The 23,784-nt window shown below is 63.4% G+C and carries 21 protein-coding genes and 1 pseudogene; 14 read left to right on the top strand and 8 right to left on the bottom strand.

Annotated features, from left to right (window positions below; all coding sequences use genetic code 11):
• The first annotated feature begins 10 nt into the window (after positions 1-10).
• The 12 genes and pseudogenes from ACT3TS_RS02975 to ACT3TS_RS02920 all read left to right on the top strand — a co-directional run bounded on the left by ACT3TS_RS02975 (position 11) and on the right by ACT3TS_RS02920 (position 12,748).
• A complete protein-coding gene (locus ACT3TS_RS02975) occupies positions 11-922 on the top strand; it encodes a sugar phosphate isomerase/epimerase family protein (RefSeq protein ID WP_444529999.1) in 912 nt (303 codons plus the stop codon).
• Between the two features lie 28 nt (positions 923-950).
• Positions 951-1,965, top strand: a pseudogene (locus ACT3TS_RS02970) (Gfo/Idh/MocA family protein).
• A 91-nt stretch (positions 1,966-2,056) separates the two neighbouring features.
• Complete coding sequence (locus tag ACT3TS_RS02965; RefSeq protein ID WP_444529998.1) at positions 2,057-2,932, top strand: sugar phosphate isomerase/epimerase family protein; 876 nt, start codon at positions 2,057-2,059, stop codon at positions 2,930-2,932.
• Positions 2,929-4,344 (top strand): sugar porter family MFS transporter, encoded by a 1,416-nt coding sequence (locus tag ACT3TS_RS02960; RefSeq protein WP_444529997.1) that lies wholly within the window; start codon positions 2,929-2,931, stop codon positions 4,342-4,344. The genes ACT3TS_RS02965 and ACT3TS_RS02960 overlap by 4 nt, the downstream gene beginning before the upstream one ends.
• A gap of 313 nt (positions 4,345-4,657) precedes the next feature.
• Positions 4,658-5,650: a substrate-binding domain-containing protein gene (locus ACT3TS_RS02955; RefSeq protein WP_444530089.1), complete on the top strand. Its 993-nt coding sequence runs from the start codon at positions 4,658-4,660 to the stop codon at positions 5,648-5,650.
• A gap of 52 nt (positions 5,651-5,702) precedes the next feature.
• Positions 5,703-6,746, top strand: coding sequence for an ABC transporter permease (locus ACT3TS_RS02950; RefSeq protein ID WP_444529996.1), 1,044 nt, complete (start codon positions 5,703-5,705; stop codon positions 6,744-6,746).
• Positions 6,747-6,757: 11 nt separating this feature from the next.
• The gene (locus tag ACT3TS_RS02945; RefSeq protein ID WP_444529995.1) at positions 6,758-7,684 is read left to right on the top strand and encodes an ATP-binding cassette domain-containing protein; all 927 of its coding nucleotides are present in this window, start codon (positions 6,758-6,760) and stop codon (positions 7,682-7,684) included.
• 31 nt (positions 7,685-7,715) lie between these two features.
• Positions 7,716-8,714 (top strand): Gfo/Idh/MocA family oxidoreductase, encoded by a 999-nt coding sequence (locus ACT3TS_RS02940; protein WP_444529994.1) that lies wholly within the window; start codon positions 7,716-7,718, stop codon positions 8,712-8,714.
• The gene (locus ACT3TS_RS02935) at positions 8,711-9,772 is read left to right on the top strand and encodes a Gfo/Idh/MocA family protein (protein ID WP_444529993.1); all 1,062 of its coding nucleotides are present in this window, start codon (positions 8,711-8,713) and stop codon (positions 9,770-9,772) included. The genes ACT3TS_RS02940 and ACT3TS_RS02935 overlap by 4 nt, the downstream gene beginning before the upstream one ends.
• 38 nt (positions 9,773-9,810) lie before the next feature.
• Positions 9,811-10,905 (top strand): Gfo/Idh/MocA family oxidoreductase, encoded by a 1,095-nt coding sequence (locus tag ACT3TS_RS02930; protein ID WP_444529992.1) that lies wholly within the window; start codon positions 9,811-9,813, stop codon positions 10,903-10,905.
• Positions 10,905-11,708, top strand: coding sequence for a TIM barrel protein (locus ACT3TS_RS02925; protein ID WP_444529991.1), 804 nt, complete (start codon positions 10,905-10,907; stop codon positions 11,706-11,708). The genes ACT3TS_RS02930 and ACT3TS_RS02925 overlap by 1 nt, the downstream gene beginning before the upstream one ends.
• Positions 11,705-12,748, top strand: a complete 1,044-nt coding sequence (locus ACT3TS_RS02920; RefSeq protein WP_444529990.1) for a Gfo/Idh/MocA family oxidoreductase — start codon at positions 11,705-11,707, stop codon at positions 12,746-12,748. Before ACT3TS_RS02925 ends, ACT3TS_RS02920 begins: the two co-directional genes overlap by 4 nt.
• Positions 12,749-12,852: 104 nt before the next feature.
• On the opposite strand, the gene iolB is transcribed toward ACT3TS_RS02920, so the two are convergent.
• The 5 genes from iolB to ACT3TS_RS02895 all read right to left on the bottom strand — a co-directional run bounded on the left by iolB (position 12,853) and on the right by ACT3TS_RS02895 (position 17,083).
• On the bottom strand, positions 12,853-13,746 hold the full coding sequence (gene iolB, locus ACT3TS_RS02915) for a 5-deoxy-glucuronate isomerase (protein ID WP_444529989.1): 894 nt from the start codon (positions 13,744-13,746) through the stop codon (positions 12,853-12,855).
• A gap of 17 nt (positions 13,747-13,763) precedes the next feature.
• Positions 13,764-14,504, bottom strand: coding sequence for a GntR family transcriptional regulator (locus ACT3TS_RS02910; RefSeq protein ID WP_444529988.1), 741 nt, complete (start codon positions 14,502-14,504; stop codon positions 13,764-13,766).
• A 525-nt stretch (positions 14,505-15,029) separates the two neighbouring features.
• The gene (locus ACT3TS_RS02905; protein ID WP_444529987.1) at positions 15,030-15,713 is read right to left on the bottom strand and encodes an HAD family hydrolase; all 684 of its coding nucleotides are present in this window, start codon (positions 15,711-15,713) and stop codon (positions 15,030-15,032) included.
• A 68-nt stretch (positions 15,714-15,781) separates the two neighbouring features.
• Positions 15,782-16,234, bottom strand: a complete 453-nt coding sequence (locus tag ACT3TS_RS02900) for a hypothetical protein (RefSeq protein ID WP_444529986.1) — start codon at positions 16,232-16,234, stop codon at positions 15,782-15,784.
• 384 nt (positions 16,235-16,618) lie between these two features.
• Positions 16,619-17,083, bottom strand: coding sequence for a MarR family winged helix-turn-helix transcriptional regulator (locus ACT3TS_RS02895; protein ID WP_444529985.1), 465 nt, complete (start codon positions 17,081-17,083; stop codon positions 16,619-16,621).
• Positions 17,084-17,300: 217 nt separating this feature from the next.
• Here ACT3TS_RS02895 and ACT3TS_RS02890 point away from each other — a divergent pair, with 217 nt between their 5' ends.
• Together ACT3TS_RS02890 and ACT3TS_RS02885 are read left to right on the top strand one after the other, a co-directional pair.
• The gene (locus ACT3TS_RS02890; protein ID WP_444529984.1) at positions 17,301-19,139 is read left to right on the top strand and encodes a flavin-containing monooxygenase; all 1,839 of its coding nucleotides are present in this window, start codon (positions 17,301-17,303) and stop codon (positions 19,137-19,139) included.
• A gap of 200 nt (positions 19,140-19,339) precedes the next feature.
• Positions 19,340-20,200, top strand: a complete 861-nt coding sequence (locus ACT3TS_RS02885) for an SMP-30/gluconolactonase/LRE family protein (protein WP_444529983.1) — start codon at positions 19,340-19,342, stop codon at positions 20,198-20,200.
• 78 nt (positions 20,201-20,278) lie between these two features.
• On the opposite strand, the gene ACT3TS_RS02880 is transcribed toward ACT3TS_RS02885, so the two are convergent.
• The 3 genes from ACT3TS_RS02880 to ACT3TS_RS02870 form a co-directional block, all read right to left on the bottom strand.
• On the bottom strand, positions 20,279-21,109 hold the full coding sequence (locus ACT3TS_RS02880) for an SDR family oxidoreductase (protein WP_444529982.1): 831 nt from the start codon (positions 21,107-21,109) through the stop codon (positions 20,279-20,281).
• A complete protein-coding gene (locus ACT3TS_RS02875) occupies positions 21,106-22,521 on the bottom strand; it encodes a flavin-containing monooxygenase (protein ID WP_444529981.1) in 1,416 nt (471 codons plus the stop codon). The genes ACT3TS_RS02880 and ACT3TS_RS02875 overlap by 4 nt, the downstream gene beginning before the upstream one ends.
• A 114-nt stretch (positions 22,522-22,635) precedes the next feature.
• Positions 22,636-23,754 carry a PQQ-dependent sugar dehydrogenase gene (locus ACT3TS_RS02870; RefSeq protein ID WP_444530088.1) on the bottom strand — a complete coding sequence of 373 codons (1,119 nt, stop codon included), beginning with the start codon at positions 23,752-23,754 and terminating at the stop codon, positions 22,636-22,638.
• Positions 23,755-23,784 lie beyond the last annotated feature (30 nt).

Below are 23,784 nucleotides of genomic sequence, written 5' to 3'. Positions count from 1 at the left end.
CAACGCTGTCATGCCTAAGAATAAACTGATCATCGGCACCGCTCCGGACTCCTGGGGCGTCTGGTTCCCGGATGACCCGAAGCAGACCCCGTGGGAGCGGTTCCTCGACGAAGTGGCCGAGTCCGGCTACAAGTGGATCGAACTGGGACCCTATGGCTACCTGCCCACGGACCCCACCCGGCTGGCCGAGGAACTCAAGCAGCGTGACCTGAAAATTACCGCAGGAACGGTTTTCACCGCGTTCCACCGCGGACTGGACCAGTGGGCAACCGCCTGGGAACCGGCACGGAAGGTCGCCGAGCTCACAGCGGCCATGGGCGGCGAGCACATCGTGGTCATCCCGGCCATGTGGCGCGATGACGTGACCGGCGAAGCTGTGGAAAGCGGGCAGCTCACGGAAAAGGCCTGGAGCGACCTCTTTACCGGCCACAACCGCTTGGGCAAGGTCCTGCTGGAGGACTTCGGCCTGAGCCAGCAGTTCCACTCCCACGCAGATTCCCATGTGGGTGCGCAGGCGGACATCGAGCACCTCCTCGCGGCCACGGATCCAAAGTACTTGAATCTGTGCCTGGACACCGGCCACGCCGAATACTGCGGCGCATCCAGCCTGGAACTCATCAAGAATCACCCAGACCGCATCGGGTACCTGCACCTGAAACAAATCAACCCGGAGATACTGAAAAAGGTCAACGAGGAAGGCATGACCTGGGCAGCGGCCAATCTGGCAGGCGTCATGACGGAACCGCCGAACGGCCTTCCTGACCTGCGCGCCGTCATCGAAGCCGTTGAAGCCCTCAACCGGCCCATCTTCGGCATCGTGGAACAGGACATGTACCCGGTGGCCTTCGACGCCCCCATGCCCATCGCCAAGCGCACCCGCAACTACCTGCTGTCGTGCGGCTCCCGCACCACTGTCAGCTAGCTTTACTGATACCCAAAGGACAAGAACAATGACTGACATTCTCCGCGTTGCCGTCATCGGCGCAGGCCGCATGGGCGCCGACCACATCAAGAGGCTCAGCACCCGCATCCACGGAGCCGAGGTTGCCGCCGTCGTCGACGTCGACCTTGCCCCGGGCGCAGTCCGCCATCGAAGGGATCGACGGCGCCGTGGCCCTCACCAGCGCCGAGGAAGCCCTCAACAACGGCGATGTCAATGCCGTCCTGATTGCCACCCCCGGGTTCCTGCACGAGGAAATCCTCTACCAGGCGCTCGAGAAAGACTTCCCGATCCTCTGCGAAAAGCCGCTCACTCCGGATGCCGAGAGTGCTTGGAAGGTTGTGCAGTCAGAGACGACACTGGGCCACAAGCGTATCCAGGTGGGCTTCATGCGCCGCTTCGACGCCGAGTACGCAGCCTTGGGCTCCATGATCCGTGACCACGAACTCGGCGAGCTGCTCATGCTGCACCACCAGCACCGCAACCCGAGCACCCCCGAAGGCTTCACCAACGAGATGCTCATCAACGACTCCGTGGTGCACGAATTTGATGCCATCCGCTTCTTCACCGGCGAGGAAATCACCTCGGTGCAGGTCCGTCTGGGCAAGGCGACGAAGAACGCCCCGTCCGGACAGCACGATCCCCAGCATGTCCTGCTCGGAACCGAATCCGGCGTCCTGGCCGATGTCGAGATCTACGTCAACGCCAAATTTGGCTACCAGGTGGCCACGCAGGCGTCCTTCGAAGACGGCATCGTGAGCATCGGCGGCGACGCCGGCCCGTACATCCAATCCGCAGGGCGCTGGGGCGGCAACATCACGCCCGGCTTCGAGGACCGCTTCGGTGTGGCGTACGACGTCGAGGTCCAGTCTTGGGTTGACGCAGCCCGCCGTGGCGAAATTGGCGGGCCCACCGCCTGGGACGGTTACGCCACTGCAGCCTGCTGTGAGGCCGGAGTCGAGGCCCAGAAGTCCGGCGAAAAGGTCGCCGTCCGGCTCAACACCAAGCCGGACCTGTACAACTAGCAGCCACAGGAGGCGGCCTGCCGGCAGTAGGCCGGCAGGTCGCCTTCTTTGCACGCACCATCAACGTTTTCCACACCACAAAGGAGTGACCATGAAAATCGCATTGGACCCCACCCCGTTCCACCACAGCCACAACGTGCTGGAATTTCCGCGCGTGGCCGCCGACCTCGGTTACAAGTACCTGCAGCTGACCCCGCACGCAGATGTCATCCCGTTTTACAACCACCCCAAGGCCGACGATGAACTTGTGGGCCAGCTCAACAAAGCCTGTAGGGACGCCGGGATCGAGATTGCCTCCGTCCTCCCCGTGCTCCGCTGGTCTGGGCCGGACGAGGACGCCCGCGAGGCGGCCGTTCGGTACTGGAAGCGCGCCATCCAGATTGCCGTGGACCTGGGCGTAAGCACCATGAACTCCGAATTCAGCGGCCGCCCGGAAAAGGTCGAAGAGTCGGAGCGGGCCTTCTACCGCTCCATGGAAGAGCTGCTGCCCATCCTGGAACGAGAAGGCATCGACCTGCTGATCGATCCCCACCCGGACGACTTCGTTGAAGAAGGTCTCGCTGCCATCCGTGTCATCCGGGGGCTGAACTCAAAAAACGTGGGCCTGGTCTATGTGGCCTCGCACAGCTTTCACATGAAAAACGCGCCCCTGGACATCATGAGGGCAGCGGGCGACAAGCTCCGCCTGGTCCACGTCTCCGACACCATGGACCACCACGCCTCGCATGGCCTGCGATACATTACCAACCCGCCCGGCAACCCGGTCCGCGTCCACCAGCACCTCAAGATTGGCGACGGCGACGTCAACTGGGAGGAGTTCTTTGGCGGCTTGCAGGAAATCGGGTTTCTGGACCGTGAGGATTCAGTGATGGTATCGACCGTTTTCGCGGAGGATGATGACGCCGAGGACGTCTCCCGGTACCAGCTGGACACTATGAAGCAGTACGTGCAGAAGGCCAGCGCATGACGGCAGAGCTGCAGAGCGACATCGCCGGCAAACCCCCGATTAACCACAAGAGGGCCCTGCGGACCGTCACGATCATTTCAACGTTCGGCGGGCTGCTTTTTGGTTATGACACCGGCGTCATCAACGGCGCGCTGCCGTACATGCAGGAAGACCTGGGCCTCACGCCCTTGACCGAAGGGCTGGTAACGTCCACACTGCTCTTCGGCGCCGCCTTCGGCGCCCTGTTTGGCGGCCGCCTCGCAGACAGGAACGGCCGCCGCAAGATGATCATGGTCCTGGCCGTCATCTTTTTCGTGGGGACGCTGGCCTGCACCTTTGCGCCGAACACCGAAGTGATGATCGCAGCCCGGTTTGTGCTGGGACTCGCCGTGGGCGGCGCCTCGGTGACCGTGCCCGTGTACCTCGCCGAGGTTTCACCCAGCGCCCGCCGCGGCCGGATCGTCACGCAAAATGAACTGATGATCGTCACCGGACAGCTGCTGGCCTTCATCTTCAACGCCTACCTGGGCAACACCTTCGGCGAAGCAGGCGGAATCTGGCGCTGGATGCTGGTCATTGCCACCATCCCTGCCATAGCACTGTGGATCGGCATGAACTTCATGCCCGAAAGCCCGCGCTGGCTGGCCTCCATGGGCGCCTTTGGCGAAACTCTCAGCGTTCTGCGGCGGATTCGTTCCCAAGAGGATGCCCGGACGGAATTCGAAGAAGTCAAGGCCATGGCCGTGGAGGACTACAAGTCCAAGATGGGCTCCTGGAAGGACCTTGGAATTCCCTGGCTCCGGCGGATCTTCATGGTGGGGATCGGCCTGGCCGTCATTCAACAAATCACCGGCGTCAACTCGATTATGTACTACGGAACCCAGATTCTGTCCGAGTCCGGTTTTGGCCGCGAGGCCGCACTGACAGCCAACATCGCCAATGGCGTCATTTCGGTGCTGGCCACGTTCGCAGGGATTTGGCTCCTGGGCAAGGTGGGCCGGCGCCGGATGCTCATTACCGGCCAAATCGGCACCACCACCGCCCTGGTGCTGATCGGGCTCTTCTCACTGATCCTGCCCGAAGGAATAAGTCGCGGTTTCGTGATCCTGACCTTGACAGTGACTTTCCTTGCCTTCCAGCAGGGTGCGATCTCTCCCGTCACCTGGCTGATGCTCTCAGAGATCTTCCCGCTGAAGATCCGCGGCCTCGGAATGGGGGCATCCGTGTTCATCCTGTGGATCGTGAACTTCCTTGTGGGCTTCGGTTTCCCTCAGCTCATGGCAGCGATTGGCCTGTCCAACACGTTCTTTGTCTTTTCTGCGCTGGGCGTAGGAGCCATCGTCTTTGCCTCCAAATACATCCCTGAAACCAAGGGCAAGAGCCTGGAAGACCTGGAGAACCACTTCAAGACCATTGCGGGCGCCAAGGCTTAGCTTGACCGCCCCACCCTGAAAATGCTGCAAGCGCGCAAAGGCCCCTCCGGTATTGAACCAAAGGGGCCTTTGCGCGTCCTGATGCGAGTCAACACCGCCAGTCGTGGCGGACAGCTGTCAGCCCCGTTATGCGCATCCACGGCGGGCGCCCCCGCCCCGGCTTGGGACGTCACAAACGTCCAATTCAAGTAACAACATCCTAATGTCAGGACAAACTATTGACATTAGTGAGATGAGTCACCATGATCGACATAGACAGTCTTCCGGAGGTCGCAATGCAGCGGCCCGGAACCTGCGATCAAAGGAGATTATGGTGTCGAATTTTTCCTGGCGTAAAGCGGCCCTCGTGGCAGTAGTGGTTCCACTACTGGCAGTGAGTGCTTGTTCAAGCGGCGGTCGGGCCGCCGATACGGAAAACTCCGGAGGTGGCGGCAAAGTCGCCTCCACCGACCGGATCAAGATCGCACTTATTACCCACGCGGCCCCCGGCGACACCTTCTGGGACATTGTCCGCAAGGGCGCCGAGGAAGCCGCGGCAAAGGACAACGTTGAGCTTCTCTACACCTCTGACCCGGAAGGTGGCCGACAGGCTCAGTTGATAGACCAGGCCGTGGATCAGAAAGTCGATGGTATTGCCGTCACCCTTGCAAAGCCAGAGGCGCTCAAGGATGCGTTGAAGAAGGCGACCGCTGCAGGAATCCCGGTTGTCAGCCTCAACGCCGGCGAGTCAGTGTCGGCACAGCTTGGTGCCTTTACGCACTTTGGTTCCAATGAGAAACTGGCCGGCGCAGCTGCGGGCGACAAGCTCAAGAGCGAAGGCGTGGTTCACCCGATCTGTGTCATTCAGGAGCAGGGGCACGTAGGCCTGGAAGCCCGGTGTGCCGGTGTCAAGGAGAAGCTGCCAGCGACTGAAATCCTGTACGTCACCGGAACGGACATGACCCAGGTTTCTTCCACTGTCACTGCGAAGCTGCAGGCCGCCGCGGACGCAGATGCCATCATCGGTCTCGGCGCTCCGTTTACCCTGACCATCTTAAAGGCAGTCAGCACCGCCGGCAGCGACGTCAAGGTGGCCTCGTTCGACATGAATGCCGAACTGGCCCAGAAAATCGCCGACGGCGAGATCCTCTTCACCGTGGACCAACAGCCCTGGCTCCAGGGCTATGGAGCCATCGATGCCATCTGGCAGAACAAGCGCGGCGGCTTCAAAATTGGCGGCGGGCAACCGGTACTGACCGGGCCCACCATCGTGGACAAGGAAGCAGCAGGCGCAGCCCTTGAGTTCGCCAAGCAGGGCGTCCGCTAACAACCTGTCAGCCGGTCCGGGGTGACCCGGGCCGGCACCGAAGGAGAATATCATGACTCAAACCTTGACCAGACCGCCCGCCGTGGATGAGCGGGTCGGCCAACGCAACCCCTTTCAGAAGCTCCTGGGACGTCCCGAAGTCGGCGCCCTTGTTGGTGCCGTTGTTTTGTTTATCTTTTTCGCATCCGTCTCCGAGACCTTTATTCAACCCAGCGCTTTTGCCACGGTCCTCTATGGCAGTTCCACGATCGGCATCATGGCCGTTGGGGTCTCGTTGTTGATGATCGGCGGAGAGTTTGACCTTTCCACCGGTGTCGCGGTGATCACCTCGGCGCTCACAGCATCGTTGTTCAGCTGGTACTTCAGTACCAATGTCTGGGTAGGTGTGATCTTGGCACTGGTGGTTTCCCTGACAGTTGGCCTGATCAACGGCTGGATCTTGATCAAGACCAAGCTGCCGAGCTTTATCGTCACCCTGGCTACCTTCCTGATGCTGACGGGACTCAACCTCGGCCTGACCCGCATGATCGGCGGCTCCGTGTCCTCTCCCTCAATCTCAAGCATGGACGGCTTTGACTCCGCCCGGGCCGTATTCGCCTCCGCCGTCTCCATCGGCGGCGTGGAAGTGAAGATCACGGTATTCATTTGGATCGTCCTGGTCGCCGTGGCGTCATGGATCCTGCTCCGCACCAAAGTGGGCAACTGGATATTTGCTGTCGGCGGGGACGCGAACGCCGCCCGTGCCGTGGGGGTGCCCGTGACGAAAACCAAGATCGGGCTGTTCATGGCTGTTGGGTTCTGCGGTTGGATCCTGGGGATGCACAACCTCTTCGCGTTCGACGCGGTCCAGTCGGGGGAGGGCGTGGGCAACGAGTTCCTCTACATAATCGCCGCAGTGATCGGCGGATGCCTCCTCACTGGCGGCTACGGCTCGGCCGTGGGCGGCGCCATCGGCGCTTTCATCTTCGGCATGGCCAACAAGGGCATCGTGTATGCGGAATGGAACCCGGACTGGTTCAAGTTCTTCCTGGGTTTGATGCTGCTGCTGGCCACCATCGTCAACCTCATTGTCAAGCGCCGCGCAGAGCTCAAGTAAGGGGCCGGTTCATGAATGCCAAGGAAATCGACCAGCAAACGCTGCTCATCAACGAGACGGATCCGTTGACCCACACACCCGTACACCTGCTCTCTCTGGAGGGGGTGGGCAAGCACTACGGCAACATCATCGCGTTGAGCGATGTCACGATGGCTGTGGACAACGGCCGCGTAACCTGTGTCCTGGGTGACAACGGCGCGGGCAAGTCCACGTTGATCAAGATCATTGCGGGCCTGCACCAGCACGACGCCGGTGTCTTGAACATCATGGGGAAGGAACGGAAATTCCGTTCCCCTCGTGACGCCCTCGACGCCGGGATCGCGACGGTCTACCAGGACCTCGCCGTCGTCCAGCTGATGCCGATCTGGCGGAACTTCTTCCTCGGTTCCGAGCTGACTTCGGGCTTTGGCCCGTTCAAGAGCCTGGACGTCCAAAAGATGAAGGACATTACCAAGAACGAACTCGCCGAGATGGGCATCGACCTCCGTGACGTGGAGCAGCCCATCGGCCAGCTCTCCGGCGGTGAACGTCAGTGTGTCGCGATCGCCCGCGCTGTGTACTTCGGTGCCAAGGTTTTGATCTTGGACGAGCCCACGGCGGCCTTGGGTGTCAAGCAGTCCGGCGTGGTGCTGCGGTACATTCTTCAGGCCCGAGACCGCGGACTGGGCGTCATCTTCATCACGCACAATCCGCACCATGCCTTCCCTGTCGGTGACCGCTTCCTGTTGCTCAAGCGCGGCAAATCGATTGGTTACTACGACAAAAAGGACATCACCCTTGACGAGCTCACCGCCCAGATGGCCGGGGGCGCCGAACTGGCTGAATTGGCGCACGAACTCGAACAGCTCGGCGGTCACAGCGATGTGGTGAAGGTGGTCAAGGCAGAAGTGACAGAGGTGGACGAGGTGCCACGCGAGAACGCCCCACGGCACGTCTAGCAGCCTGCAGCCCCACTACGAAAGGAACACCATGCCGATCCGGGTAGGCGTCATCGGCGCCGGAATCATGGGCGAGGACCACATCAGGAACCTCTCCACCACCATTGGGGGCGCCGAGGTCACCTTCGTGGCAGACCTCGATACCGCCCGCGCCACCGCAGCAGCTCCGCCCTCCGCCCGCATCACCACCGACCCGTCGGAGTTGATCAACTCCAGCGAGGTGGACGCCGTCGTGGTTGCCTCGCACGACTCCACCCACGCCGGACTGGTGCTGGAGTGCTTCGATGCGATGACTCCGGTGCTGTGCGAAAAGCCGTTGGCGCCCACGGTCCTGGAATGTATGGAGGTGGTGGAGGCGGACGCAGACATTGTTGCGGCTACCGGTGCCTCCCTGCTTTCACTGGGCTTTATGCGGCGTTTTGACCCGGGCTACGTGGCTCTGCGGCAATCGGTGCAGGAGCGGGCGCAAGGCGAGCCTCTGGTGGTCCACTGCATCAGCCGAAATGCCAATGCCGGGCCGGGCGCCACGGCTGAATCCGCCATCACGAATTCGGCCATTCACGAGCTGGACATCATTCCCTGGCTGCTGGGCTCACCCGTCGCGGAGGTATCGTGGCAGGCTGGACGAAGCTCGCGCCAGGCGGACGGCGAACTCCGGGATCCCTCGTTCATGACGCTGCGTACGGTCGACGGCACCCTGACCACGCTGGAGTTGTTCTTGAACGCCCGGTACGGCTACACCACGGGATGCGAGGTTGTCTCTGAACGTGGCACCACCAGGCTGAACGATGCCGCGCTGCTGAGCATCCAGCAGGAGGGGAGCAGCCGGAGGGCAATCCCCGCAGACTGGCGCCCGCGCTTTGCCGACGCGTACCGGCTGCAACTACAGGCCTGGATTTCAGCCCTGGCCGAGGGAGATCAACCACCGCTGGCTGGTGCGCAGGACGGCCTCAAAGCCTCGTTGGTGGCACAAGCCATGATCGCATCACTGCGCAGTGACGGCGCCTCCACGAAAGTGAGCTGCTTGTGAGCATCTCCGCCCTGCCGGTCTCCCGCATACCCGGTTCCCGTGATGCCCCAGTGCTGCGCTGGGGGATCATGGGACCCGGTTGGATCGCCGAACAGTTCACCCAATCCGTCCAGGCGCACACGGAGCAGGTGATTGCCGCCGTCGCATCTCGCTCCCTAAAGCGGGCCGAGGCTTTCGCGGACGCTTTCCGCGTGCCCGAAGCCTACGGCAGCTATGCGGAGCTGGCCGCCGCCTCGGACATTGACATCATCTACATCTGTACGCCGCACAACTTTCACCACCAGGGCGCGGTACTCGCCCTCGACGCCGGAAAGCACGTCCTGATCGAAAAACCGATCGGACTGAACGCAATACAGGCCCGCGACATTGCCAAGCGTGCAGAAGCCGCCGGCATGTTTGCTGCCGAGGCAATGTGGACGTTCTTCCTGCCGAAGTTCGACGTGATCCGGCAGATTCTCCACGCCGGGACACTGGGCACAATCACCACGGTGTTAGCCGAATATGGCGAACATTTCGACCCCGGGCACCGAATATTCGAACCGGAGCTGGCCCGCGGCCCCCTGCTTGACCTGGGCACCTACCCGCTGGCCCTGATCACCGAGATCCTCGGCCTGCCAGAACAGCTGCACGCCATAGGCCAGACCCACGAATCCGGAGTCAATGCCCAGCTGTCCGCTGTCATGGCGTTCGGCGGTGGCGCCCACGCCGTGATCAACACCCATGTGCACAACTTCACGCCCACGACCGCCACGATCGTCGGTTCCGAAGCCACGCTAACCATTGACGGCCCGTTCAACATGCCCGGCGGCTTCGAGGTCCGTTTCCCGGACGGCACCCGCCTGCACCATGACGAACCAGCCGGCAGCCATTTCGAAGGGCTGCACTACGAAGCGGCGGCGGTGGCCCGCGCCGTCGCCGCCGGAGACCCGCAAACCATTCAACGGACACTGTCCGCTTCCATTCGCACCATGGAAGCGGCCGACGAGATCCGCCGTCAGCTGGGCGTGGTGTTTCCCGGAGAATCCGGCCTGACCAGCCACGACGCAGCCTGGCGCTGATTCCCTGTTTGCTATCACTATCGAAAGGATGGGCCCACATGGCCTACATCAAACTGCATTCCGCTGACATTTCCGCGGCCGTGAAGGTAGGGCTCATTGGTGCCGGATGGATGGGTGCATTCCACGCCGAAAGCATCGCCCGCCGAATCCCCGGCGCGATCCTGGCTGCCGTCGCCGACCCCAATGTGGGGGCTGCGGAGGCGCTTGCGACGTCGCTCGGCATTGGCAAGGTCACGGCCAGCGCGGATGACATCCTGGCTGACCCCGAGATCGACGCCGTGGTGATCGCCAGCCCCGCGCGCTTCCATTCGAGCCTAATTACCCAGGCCGCTGCGGCCGGAAAGCATGTCTTTTGTGAGAAGCCGGCCGGCCAGGGCCTTGAGGAGCTCGACGCCGCCCTGGTCGCGGTGGAGGACGCCGGCATACACTTCCAGATTGGCTTCAACCGTCGATACGCTGTTGACTTCCAAGCCGCCAAGAAAGACCTTGCCGTGGGAATCGTCGGGCAACCGCAGCTCCTGCGCTCGCTTACGCGCGACCCTGGGGACGGAAACATCCCGAATGCGGGGAAGGTCCCGTCCTGGACCATCTTCCTGGAGACCCTCATCCACGATTTCGACACCTTGAACTGGTTCAACGAAGGCTCCGAGCCGGTTGAGGTCCATGCCGTGGCCGATGCCCTCGTGGAGCCCGAATTGCGTGATCGAGGCTTCCTGGACACCGCAGTGGTGACCGTGCGCTATAGCAACGGTGCCATAGCGGTGGCGGAAGCAAGCTTTAGTGCACTCTATGGGTACGACATCCGCGGAGAAGTCTTTGGTTCCAAAGGCATGGTCCAGGCCGGCCGCGCTACAGAAACGGCAGCGCGGAGATTTACCGCTGGAGGGATGTCCGCCGACACCCCGCGGCTCAACGTAGAACTGTTCCACCAGGCGTACACGGATGAACTCGCCGATTTCGCCGCACAGGTGCGTGCAAAGCGGGACGGCACCGCGCCGCCGTCGGGACCGTTCACCCTTACTCCCGGGGCCGAGGACGCCCGCCGTGCGCTGGCTATGGCGCTGGCATGCATAGAATCCGTCAAGCAGGGCGGTCCTGTAGCTGTTCCACCGCTCGACAAGGCCGGTGTCTGATGCGGCTGGCAGTTTGCGCGGAGATGGTATTCCTGAACTTGTCATTCACCGAACGGGTCCGGCGGATCCACGACGCCGGATTCGACGTCGAGATGTGGGATTCCCGCACCAAAGACCTGAAGGCGCTCAAGGCCACAGGCGCGGTTTTCTCTTCCATGACCGGGTACACCTCCGGGAGTCTTGTTGATGCTGACACTGCCGATGACGTTGTGCGGACGGCCGAGTCACTGATCCCTGCGGCCCTGGAGCTCGGCGTCAGCCGAATGGTCGTGCATTCCGCGGAGCTCATCGACGGCCGGGCGGCCCATCCCCTTTACCGTTCCACGGGCCGCATGTGGAGCACGGGTGTGCGCACGCTGGAACGGCTCGGTGCGCTGGGTGAGAAGCACAGTGTGATCTTCTGCCTGGAGAATCTCAACACCATCCTTGACCACCCCGGCATCCCGCTGGCGCGGGCCAAGGACACGCTGGCGCTCGTCGAGGCGGCCGGGCACCCGAATGTGAAGCTCATGCTGGACCTGTACCACGCACAGCTGGGGGAGGGCAACCTCATCGAGCTGTTGCGGACCGCACTGGCGCACATTGCTGAAGTCCAGGTGGCGGATGTGCCCGGCCGCTGCGAACCCGGCACCGGGGAAATCAATTACGCAGCCGTGGCCAAGGCACTTGCGGACGCGGGCTACGAGGGAACCGTGGGCATGGAGGCCTGGGCAAGCGACGGCTCCGAAGCCGCACTGGATGCCTTCCGTGCGGCGTTCACGCTGCAGGATGCCGATTCGATTGCATTGAAGGGAACGCCATGAAGGACGTCATTCTCGGGCTGGTGGGAGTGGGGCGCATCGGCGTGATGCACGCCCACAACATCTCTGCACTTAACAGAATTCTCAATCCCCGGGGCATCAACGTGCGGCTTCGGCTCACCGACGTCGCGCAGGATCATGCGCGGAGCATCGCGGCCGGCCTGGGCGCAGAGTTCCTGCCCTCAGTGGAAATCCTCATTGCCTCCGGCCTGGACGGGCTGGTAGTCGCCACGGGGACCGGAACCCATCCCGAGCTGATCAGGGCGGGCGTGGACGCCGGAATTCCGGTCTTCTGCGAAAAGCCCGTGGCCATGAACGTGGCGGACGCACTGCCGGTGCTGGACTACATTCGCGACAACAACGGCGTGGTGCAGATCGGCCACCAGCGCCGCTTTGACCGCGGCTACCTTGAGGCGAAGCGTGCCTACGAGGCGGGCGAGCTGGGTTGGATCCACTCCTTGCGCGCCGTAACGTGCGATATGGCGCCGCCCCCTGTGGCATTCCTCGCAGGCTCCGGCGGACTGTTCCGCGACTGCTCCGTCCACGACTTCGACATTCTGCGTTGGCTGACCGGCCGCGAGATCGTCGAGGTTTATGCAAGGGGCTCCAACAACGGAGACCCGGCCATCGGGGCAGTGGGCGACGTGGACACGGCGTTGGCTCTTGTCACGTTCGACGACGGCACACTCGGCACCGTTTCAGCCACCCGATACAACGGGGCCGGCCACGACGTCCGTCTGGAAATTCAGGGTTCCAGCCGCTCCCTGATGGTGGGCCTGGACGAGAAGTCGGCCCTGGCCTCGGCCGAGGCCAGGGTCACATTCCCCTCCGGGGAACCGCACCAGAATTTTGCCGAGCGGTTCGACGCGGCCTACCGGTCAGAGATGGCCGCGTTCGTGGAACTGATCCTGGGCGAGCGCGAAAACCCGTGCACGCCCGAGGACGCCGTGGCTGCTTCCCGAGTGGCTGACGCCGCCCAGGAATCGCTGGCCACGGGCGTCCCGGTCAAGATAGTGCTGGCCACGGCGGCCAAGGCGGGATAGGTGAGCCTTGGACAGGCAAGCCAGGCAGTAGTCCACGCAAAAAATTCCCTCCGAAACCGCGTTTCGGAGGGAATTTTTTTGGTTTCTGAATGATTACGCGGTGACTAAGCCCCGAACGGCAGCCGGGGATCAATGTCCTGGCCGTCCCAGCTTTGGCGGACCCAGCCATGGTGCGGGTCGTCACTGATGAGCCATTCACGAACCGGTCCGGGGCCGGCCATCACGTTGAGGTAGTACAGATCGTAGCCGGGGGCCGCCATGGCGGGGCCGTGCCAACCGTAGGGGACCAGCACCACGTCGCCTGTGCGGACTTCGGCGGCGACATCGATGGGGCGGTCATCCGAGGCGTAAACGCGCTGGTAGCCGATGGCGTCGGCATCGGCGGGAGCCCTGGAACCGTCCGCAACCCGCGTCTCGAAGTAATAAATCTCCTCGAGATTCGTTTCGCCGTCCTTCTCCTCATCGTGCTTGTGCGGGGGATAGGAAGACCAGTTTCCGGCGGGGGTGAGGACTTCACACACGATGAAACGGTCGGCCTCGAGAGCCGCAGGAGTGCCGAAGTTGTGGACCTGGCGCGAGCAGTTGCCCGCTCCGCGCAGTTCCACCGGGGTCTCCGCAGCGGTCACCAGACGCGTCGGGTGCGAGGCCTTTGCAGGCGCGGTGGCGACCGCCACCCGTCCGCCGTCCGACGACTTGATGGTGACGGCCTTGCCGATGCCCGAATACAGGACATCGCTGGGGCCGTGAAACACCGAGGCTCGCCCGTTCAAGGAGTGGTCCTCACCGTCCACCGTAACGACAAAGCTGCCGTTGAGCGGGACTACAATCCGCTCTTCGCCTGCTGCGGGAAGTTCGACGACGGCGCCCGCGGCAAGCGTGGCAACCTTCAAGCCCGTATGGGCCCAGCCGTCCACCGCTGTGACGGAATCGGAGGTTCCGAGTGAGATGTCCCAGTCGCCGTCGACGGCGGTTCCCAGAGGATGGACCCAGTTGGCCATAGATTTAGCTCCTTGCTTTAGCGCTGGACGAGTGTCATTTCAAAGCTGTATGAATCCGCCCGGTACACGTGGTGCCCGGTCTCCACCCGGCGGCCGGAGTCGTCCGTGGCAGTGCGCTCCATGGTGACCAGAGCGGAGCTGACCTCAGTCTCGAGCAAACCCGCCTGATAGTCAGTGGCGATCATCGCGCCGATTCTTTGAGAGGCCAGCCGGAAGTTGACGCCGCCTCGGCGGAGAATGCCATAGAGGCCTTCGGAGGTCAACGTTGCCTCGTCCATGCTCTCGATGTCGTCCCGGACCCAGTTTTCCATCAGGGCGAGGGGTTTGCCGCCAACTTTGCGCAGACGCGTGAAGTGGTAAACCTTGGAGCCGGGAGGCAATTCAAGGGTTTTGAGCGTCGGCTCGTCAGCCTCCAGATGGGAGAATGTCAACACTTCAGTGGTGGGCTTCTTGCCGTCATTGGAAAGGTCGTCGAATAGGCTCGAGAGCTCCAAGGGGCGGCGGACCTGGCTGGAGACCACCTGGGTGCCTACTCCGCGCTTGCGTACCAGCAGCCCCGAACGGACCAGTTCATCCATGGCCTTGCGCATGGTGGGCCGGGACAGGTTGAGCTGGGCGGCGAGATCAATTTCGTTCTCCAGCCTGCTGCCGGGCTCGAGGATTCCACTGTGGATGGCAGCCTCGATGCCCTGCACCACCTGGTGGTAGAGAGGCACAGGGGAAGATCGGTCAATGCTGAGTCCAAGTTGATTCGCCACTGCGTGATTCCTCATGTTCTTGCTGACCTCGCGCGTGTCGACGCTGAGGTGATGCGGTCATGGCAGACTATGTTCGCTTGATATGACATGCTGTCATTCTTGATGATACCAGCCACGCTATTCGGCCGGTAACCGCCGGCCGAAAGTCGTCTTCGCCCCGAGGCACCAGGACACACCAGCCGAACCGGAGGCCCGGAGACCCAAGCGCACATTTCGGATTTAGGCTGACAACGGGCAAGCCTTCACCAGCGCCGATGGCCGCTCTGGAAGAGCGTGCCTGTGGTTCTTCTTTCCGGCGCCTTCCTGTTTGTGCAGCCCGGGCGCCCATGGAACGAAAGGTTCGGGCGTGGGAAGGGGCGAGGGAAGCTGGGCCACGCACAGCGCCTACGTCTGGTGCCCTGGGCGGGGTGAACGTGCAGACACCTCGCCGCCGACGACCATCCCCACCGCACTGGCCTGGAGAAATCAGACGTTGGAACCCGATTGGTTGACGGGGTTACCAACCCGATGAAGGGGACCTCTCCGTCAGCGCTGCAGCAGTTGCCCCAGCACGCTGGCGTCCACGTGCTCCAGCAGCTCCTGGACATCACTGTGGACTTCCACCGCCCCGGCACCGCGCAAATCGGCCTCACTGGTGCCGCCGCTGCACACACCGATCATGGGCAGGCCCAGCGCCTGTGCTGCTTTGGCGTCCCATACGGCGTCGCCAATGAAGAGCGCGTGCGCGGCGTCCACTCCCACGGAGTTCAGCGCAGCGGAGAGAATGTCGGGGGATGGTGTCCCGTGGTCGGCGTCAGAGGAACTCGTTGCCGCTGAAATGGCACTCCCTGCGTCCAACGCATGCCGCAGGACATCCAGTTCGGCCTCCTTGGCGGAGGATGCCAGAACGACTGCCGCTCCCGCGGCCGCACAATGTTCCAGCAGTCTTCCGGCAGCAGGGAAGGGGAGCAGCGCCGGCCAATGGGTGGAGAAGATGGCATCATGGGCCCCGAGCAATGTTCCGAGCTGATCCTTCGACACCCCGGGACCCAGCAAGTGGTGAACCAGCTCCTCCCCGCCCATTCCCACAGCCCGGTGGACCTTGGCCGTGGGCACTGTGAAACCGGACTGCCGAAGGGCCTGCCACCATGCCATGGCGTGGAAATAGCTTGAGTCGATCAGTGTGCCGTCCATATCGAACAACACGGCGCGGGTGAACTGAGCGGCCATGGTCCCCTGCTTCCGTTAGGAAGTGTCCGCATGCGGGACGTGCTGCTGCAGCTGGCGCCGCGGCCCGGCTACAGCGGGGCGCCTGAGGCGTCTTCGTCCGATTCAGACGAAAATGACTCACGCTCCGGGCTCGTGGGACCGGCGTTGGATTCTTCCAAGGGCGCCTCCGTGGACGGTGATTCATGCGGCGTCTCATCGGCAGGGTCCACTCGGGCGGCAGTGGCATCCGAGCGGGATAATTCCTCACGGAGCTGGTCGTCCGTGCCGCCCAAGGGCCCGGCACCTGGTTCGCCGTCGCTGCCGGCGTCTTCGTTCTGGAAGAAGTTTCGGTCCGGGGCGCCCAAGCTCTTGTCGTCGTCCAGGGCTTCCTCATCGTTTTCCTGGCCGAGAAGGGTGGGGTCGGGGGAGCCGGGGTTGGTGGCGGCACCCGCGGGGATCTCCTGTTCAGGGGTTGGCGAACCATAGCCGCCCACTGTTGGTTCCTGGCTGCGTTCCCGGTCGGCGGCTTCGTCATTGTTCATGATGTTCTCCTTCGTTGCCTGCTGTGGTGGTTTCGTGCCCTGGCCGGGGGCCGGTCACCGACTGCCCCGCGGCCCTTGCCTCACTGTAACCATTGGCAGCCGCATGCGGAAGCCCGCCGTGTTGGTCACAGTGGGGAGGGAGGCCATGCAATGAAAATACTCCTCAAACTCCTGGGCGTCGGCGCCAGCGTGGCAGCCGTTGCCGCCGCCCGCAAGACTCTGGAGGCGGGCTGGCGAAATGGCACCGGGCATGAGTCGCCCAAGAAGGCTGACGATCTCGAAAACTCGTTGCCGGGGTGCTGGTGTTCGCCGTCGCCACGGCCATAACGGGCGCCGTCATCCAAATGGCGATTCTTCAGCGCAATGGCCAAGCTCCAGAACCCTTTATCGGGTTTGACGCAGTTCCCTGCTGACGGCGGCCATGCCCAACTCCAGGGCCCGGAGCTCAGCGAGGGACAGGCCGGCCAGGATGGTGTCATCGAATTCCGGGCGTGCAGCGACAAGTTTCTGCACGACGGTGCGGCCAAGGGGCGTTGCGCGGACAGTGCGGACGCGCTGGTCGGCGGGGTTGTTTGCCTTCTCGGCAACACCACGGGCAACGAGCCGGTCCAGCAGGCCCGACATCGAAGCCATTGTCACGCCAAACATCGCCGACAAGCCCCGCCCGGATGCGCCATCGGTGGAGGTGACGAGCACTGTCAGGACCTTGAGCTGTTGCACCGTCAGGTCAAGTGCGAGCACGGGGGACGCTGACGAGGGCAGGGTCGTTGACTCCATGGCGGTGGTGATGTCCCGCAGGCTGCCCAAAAGTGCGGCGCGGTCCGGGGAGCGGCTCGTTTGTGAAGTCACGCGCCTATCCTATCGGACAGTCTTTGCCGCGCAGCTTGCAGAATTACTTAGGACAAAGCTAAGCTTTTTTTGGATGCAGAAACCGATCCAACAACGTTTCGGGCGGCACCCGCGCGCGAAGCAACGCTGTGCCGGGGCAAACCCGCCAAGGCGGGATCGTCGTCATGCCTGTTGATCCGGGTGCCCCGAAACACGCCGAGGAACACGAGGGCAAAACATGACAAGCCACGCAGGAATTGCGTCCACAGGGACAGCGGCGGAAGACACAGCCGCGGAGATTGATGTGCCGGCACTTCGGGCCAAGTACGCCGCCGAACGCGACCGCCGGGTTCGACCGGACGGTGCGGGGCAGTACCGCAAGGCAGCGGGGGAATTCGGGTATTACGCGAAGGACCCCTACACGTCCCGCCGCGAACGGGAGCCATTGACGGACTCGGTGGAGGTTTTGATCATCGGGGGAGGATTTGGCGGTCTTGTCACCGGTGCCCGGCTCCGGCAGGCCGGCGTCGACTCGATCCGCATGATGGACGAGGCCGGTGACTTTGGCGGGACCTGGTACTGGAACCGCTACCCCGGCATCCACTGCGACATCGAATCCTATGTCTACCTGCCGCTGCTGGAGGAGATTGGCTCCATGCCACAGTGGCGCTACGCTCCGGGAGAAGAAATCAGGAAGCACGCGGTCGCAATCGCCGAGCGGTTTGGGCTGTACCGCGACACGGCGTTCCAGACCCGCGCCACCAACCTTGCGTGGGACGGCGAAGCTGCCGAGTGGATCGTGGACACCGATCGAGGCGACCGCATGCGCGCCCGCTACGTCATTACCTCGTCAGGGACGCTGACCCAGCCAAAACTCCCCGGGATCCCGGGCATTGAGACCTTTCGCGGCCACACGTTTCACACCAGCCGTTGGGATTACAGCTACACCGGGGGCACTCCTGATGGAGGTCTTGACGGGCTGGCGGACAAAAAGGTCGCCATCGTCGGAACCGGCGCGACGGGTCTTCAGGTCGTGCCACACCTGGGCCGCGACGCCGAACACCTCCATGTCTTTCAGCGCACACCGTCGTCGGTCGGTGTGCGCGACAACCGCCGCACAGATCCCGACTGGGCGGCGTCGCTGAAGCCCGGCTGGCAAAAAGAGCGTCAGGACAACTTTCTCGCCGTCGTTTCCGGGGAGGACTTCGATGTGGACCTCACCGGCGACGGGTGGACGGCCGCTCCGGAGCTGCAACGGCAGATGATCACCGGCAAGCAAGAGGATGCCGTGTCCGCGGCGGAACGTGAACGGGCGGATGAAATTCTTGACTTTGCCACGATGAACGGGATCCGCGCCCGGGTGGACGCCGTGGTCCATGATGCGGAGACGGCGGAACTGCTCAAGCCCTGGTACCGCTACATGTGCAAGCGGCCGGGCTTCAGCGACCAGTACCTCCAAACGTTCAACAGGGCGAACGTGACGCTCGTCGACACCGCAGACCACGGCGGAATCACCCGCATGACCGAAACCGGCATCGTTGTCGGCGACGTTGAATACGAGGTTGACTGTGTCATCTTCGCCACCGGTTTTGAGGTGGGCGTTTCGGGGGTTCTCTCGGGAACCCTGCCCGTGCATGGCCGGGATGGCCGGACACTCCTTGAGGCGTGGTCCCAAGGTCCCAGGACCCTGCATGGGTTCTACAGCCACGGATTTCCCAACCTGCTCCAGCTGGGCACGCTGCAAAACGCAAACTCGGTCAACTTCGTGCACATCCTCCAGGACCAGGCCGAACATATTGCCGCAGTGATTGCTGCTGCCCGGGCGGCATCGGTGGGTATTGTTGAACCCACCGAGGAAGCACAGGACGCGTGGTGCCGCACCGTCAGCGAATCAGCCCATGACAACCAAAAATTCCAAGCCGAGTGCACCCCCGGCTACTACAACCACGAGGGGAAGACCCGGTCCAATGCTGGTGCGTTCGGGCCCGGCCCGGTGGAGTTCCAGCAGGTCCTGGCTGAGTGGCGGCGCACGGAACTCGACGGTTTTCTGGCCGCGCGCGCGGACGTCGCCGTATGAGCCGGCGCCCGTCCACGAGGACGTCCACCCGCCGGTCCATGACAGCGTCCACGACATCGTTCGCGGCGGTGCTGGCCGTTGCGGGCGTGCTGTCTGGATGCTCCGCTGCGCCGGGGGAGCCTGACCTTGCCACTGAAGTGGCTGCCCAACAAACGGCGGAGAAACTGCTCCAGTTGACTGAGGTGCACGAGGAGACCGGCATGGCATTGCTCGAAGGGCCAACCTTTGGCCCGGACGGCGACTTGTATGTCGTTGACGTCACCGCCCCGTCTGGCGCTCCGAAGGTGCAGCGCGTCGACGTTGAGACCCAGAAGGTCAGCACAGTTTTTACCGACGACAGCAGCGCCTTCACGTCTGCACAGTTCAGCCCACTCGACGGCCGTCTCTACCTGACGGATATCGCCGGAGGGAAGATCACCAGCATCACTTCCGAAGGCAAAGACCCGGTCACCTTCTTTTCCGGCGAGGTCGACGGCGTCAGGTTGAACCCTGATGACATTGCCTTTAATGCGGCGGGCGACTTGTATGTCAGCGACTTCACTGCCATGCCGGGTGCCCCGCTCGAGTCGGCATCAGCAGGGGGACGGGTGGTGCGGATTGACCACGACACTGCGGCGGCAACGGTGATTGCCGACAAACTGCCCTCGCCCAACGGCATCTCGTTCACCAACGACTTCACGGGGCTCTGGTTGAGCCAGTATTCGGCAAATCGGATCGACCTGCTCACCCTGGGCAGCGACGGAACCTCCGTGGCCTCCCTTCACCCCGGGATGTACGTGGACGGCGGTGCTGCCCGCGTCGACTCCAATGCCGTCGATGCCGACGGCAATGTCTACCAGGCGTTCGAGGGACAGCCCCGGATTGACGTCTACAATCCCCAGGGCCGGCTGGTTTCGAGCGTGGGAATGCCCGACGGCGGTGCCGGCCTCGAATCTGCCACGAACCTCGCCATCGAGCCCGGTACGAGGAACGGTTACATCACTGTCAGCGGCCCCGACGGCGGATTCATCTACAGCTTCACGGCGGAGGGTGACGGCATCCGCCAATCGAACGGAGGGTGAGCGCCGTCGGGCATTGACGAAGTGCGCATTGATGAATTGCGGCGGGGTACTCCGCTCAAGGGGCACCGCTGTGGCTGCTTATTGCTGCCCGTCGAATTGTGACTCATACTGGGCGCGTGCCCCGCGATTGACCTGGCGGACCTGATTCGGGACTACCCGGCGAAACACCATCTCACGCAATCGGCCGGGCAGCAGGTTCACCACACGCGCCAGCGGGCCAATGTATCCGGGAATGACGACCTCAAAGCGCGGCCGTGCAATGGTTTGCAGAACCGCAGCCGCAATATCGGCCGGCTGCAGCATGCTTGCAGCCCCCGTGCCGGTTCCCGCGGCCAGCTTCGTGTCGACCACGGCAGGCATGATGACGGAAAACTTCACGGGGGAGCCGTGGAGTTCCTCGCGCACCGCCTTGAGGTAGCCGAGGACGCCGTGCTTGCTGGCCGAGTAGCTGGCCTCGCCGGGCGTGGTCAGCAGTGACGCGGCGGAGGCTATCGTGATGATGTGGCCGGAGGCGCGCGCCACCATGGCGGGTGCCGCCAGTTTGACGCCTCTGATGACGCCGAGAAGGTTCACGGCGATCTGGCGTTCGGTCGCGGCATCCGGTTCGGCGTCGAAGGGGCCGACCCACATCACACCGGCATTGTTGACCAACACGTCGATGGGGCCCCAAGCGGCCTCGACGGTGGTCAGGAAGTTGGTGAAGGATTCAGTGCCGGTGACATCGAGTTCCACGCCGAGCAGGATGCCTTCGATGTTGTGGGCCGAGCCCCTGGCCGCCCCACCGTCCAGGTCCCCAATGGCCACCCTGGCGCCGGAGGACGCAAGCAGCCGGGCGATCTCCAAGCCGATGCCATTGGCCCCGCCGGTGATCGCGACAACCTTGCCCGTGAGATCGGCCTGCCGGCTCATGTGGCGGTCCCGCCGGATGCTCGCGTGCGTGCTGGACTTTCACTGTCGTGGGCGCGCCGCCGGCCACTGCTGCGTTCGCGTCCGAGGTCCCATAGGTAGTGGTCGAAATCCACCTCCATGGTGTGTCGCGGAGAGGCGTAGAACTGCCGCTTGTTGCGCTCATGGTCCCGGGCCATCTGCGCACGGATCTCGGAACCGGACGGTGGAACGTAATGTCCGGCCAGAGTTTCAGCCACCCATGCAGCTTGGGCCTCGGCCAGCGGCATCACGGCGCCGACCGGTTGCAGCAGGCCAATGAAAAACAGCCCGGGCAGCTCAGGATGAACCGTCCGCTTCCAGAGCGGCAGTTCGTTCTCAGCCGCCGCGACGAGTCCGGGATCAAGGAACGGAAACGTCACCTTGTATCCCGTCGCCCACACGATCAGGTCCGCCGTGGCGCGGCTGCCGTCAAGGAACACCACGTCACCGCCGTCGAAACGTTCGATGCCGGGGTGCACGGCGACCCGGCCGGCAGCGATGCGTGCTCGAATTTGATCCGATTGCACCGGATGGGATTGGCCTGGTTTATGCGGCGGCGTCGGCAGCCCGTACCTGCGGAGGCTGCCTGAGGTGATCGCCGCGATGCGCAGTCGCAGGCCGGTCACCCACCATGGCAGCCAGGCGGGCAGCGTGACCTGGTCGCTCGGGCGGCCGAAGGCCATTTTGCGCAGCACCCACTGGCCACGGCGGATTGACAGTGCAACAGTTTTGGCGCGGTGGGAGCCTTCGACGGCGATGTCCATGGCCGAGTTGCCGGCGCCGACGACGACGACGTTGCGGCCTTCGAGTTGGTCGCCGGACCGGTAGTCGTGGGCGTGTATTTGTTCCCCGTCGAAGGTGCCCGGGTAGGTGGGGTTGGGCCATCGTGGATCCCAGTGATGTCCGTTGGCGACGAGCACCGCGGCGTACTTGTGGCGCTGCTCGCCGTCCGGGCCGTTGGTGCGCACGAGCCAGCCGCCGTCGGCCTCCCGGGTGACCTCCTCCACCGTCGTGTTGAAGGTGATGGAGTGCCGGAAACCAAAGTGGTCGACATATTTTTCGAAGTAGGAGTGCACTTGTTCGTGCCCGGCATACGGCGGGTAGTCCGCCGGCATGGGGAAGTCGGAGAAGGCCATCCGGGGGCACGAAGTGTTTATTTCCAGCGTCTCGTAACAAGCCGAGAGGCCGTTCGGGTTGTTGAACAGCCAGTTGCCGCCGACAGCGCTGCCGCCTTCGAAACAGTCGAATGGCACGCCGGCTTCATGGAGCGCCTTGGCAGCAGCGAGGCCTGAGGAGCCGGCGCCGATGACGCAGGCACGCGGCAGGGAATCGTTCGGCGGGATGGGGGCCGTCACCGCACCGGCGAGGTGTTCTGGCTTCACGAAGTAGGACATGTGAGCAGTATTACAGTGAAAGCCAACGCCCGGCGACTACTTGACTGTGGGCTGGCGTGGCGTGGCGCGGGCTGGTGCGCCACGCATCCCGAGGCTCCGGCGTTCCTGCTGCCTTCAGTCCAGGGGCAGGGAGATGATGCGGTCGTCGTTGACTCCGGCGGTGCCGCGTCCGTCGGTGTTGTTGGTGAGGAGCCAGAGGGCGCCGTCGGGTGCAGCGGCGACGTCGCGCAGGCGTCCGTATTCCCCGCCGAAGTAGTCGGTCGAGGTGCTGGGAGCTGCCACCGGAACGGCGCGCAGCACCTGACCGCGGAGGTTGGCGATGTACAGCGTGCCTTCAAGGTGGGTCATGCCGCTGGGGCTGGCCGCGTCGGGTGTCCATTGCTGGATCGGGTCGGTGAAGCCGTCGGTGTTGGCGATGCCTTCTACGGTTGGCCAGCCGTAGTTGGTGCCGGCGGTGATGATGTTCAGCTCGTCCCAGGTGTCTTGTCCGAACTCGGTGGCGAACATGGTGCCGTCATCAGCCCAGGCCAGGCCCTGCGGGTTGCGGTGCCCGTAGCTGTAAACAAGGGCGCCGGGAAAGGGGTTGTCCTCGGGGACCTCGCCGTCGGGGGTCATGCGCAGAATTTTGCCGCCCAGCGAGTCCAAATCTTGGGCGTTGCTGCTTTGGCCTGCGTCGCCGGCGCTGGCGTAGAGCATGCCGTCGGGGCCAAAGGCGATGCGGCCGCCGTCGTGGTAGCTGGCCGAGGGTATCCCGTCAATGATGGTTTCGGGTTCTCCCAGGGCCAGTGCCCCGGGGTTTCCGGTGATGGTGAAGCGTTGGATGCGGTTTCCCTCGTCTGAGGTCGAGTAGGCATAGAGGCGTCCCTGGTCATCGATGGTGATGCCCAGCAGGCCGCCTTCTCCAGCACCATCCACACCTGGGACCGTTCCGATGGCGCGGGTCGTGCCGTCAGCGGCCAGTTCCAGGATGCGGGCGCTGTCCCGTTCGCTGATCAGGGCCGTGTCGTTGCGGAACGCCACCGACCAGGGTGCCTCTAGTCCCGTGGTCACAACCGCCGGTGTGCCCAGGCCCGACGGCGGGGCCTGGCTATCCGTGGCCGTGCCGGTGGATGCGGGGGCTGAAGACGGTGGCGGGGAGGCTTGCGGTGTTGTTGTGGTGCAGGATGTCAGCAGGAGGCTGACACCTAGGCTGAATCCCAGCAGGGCGGCGGATGAACGGGTGCGGGTCACAATTGACTCCTGAGATCGGGAAGAAGGCTTCGG

The organism is Specibacter sp. AOP5-B1-6 (assembly GCF_052376555.1).
Taxonomy (GTDB): domain Bacteria; phylum Actinomycetota; class Actinomycetes; order Actinomycetales; family Micrococcaceae; genus Specibacter.
Note: the sequence above shows the minus strand (reverse complement) of the source record. Positions and strands in the feature narration are given on the sequence as shown.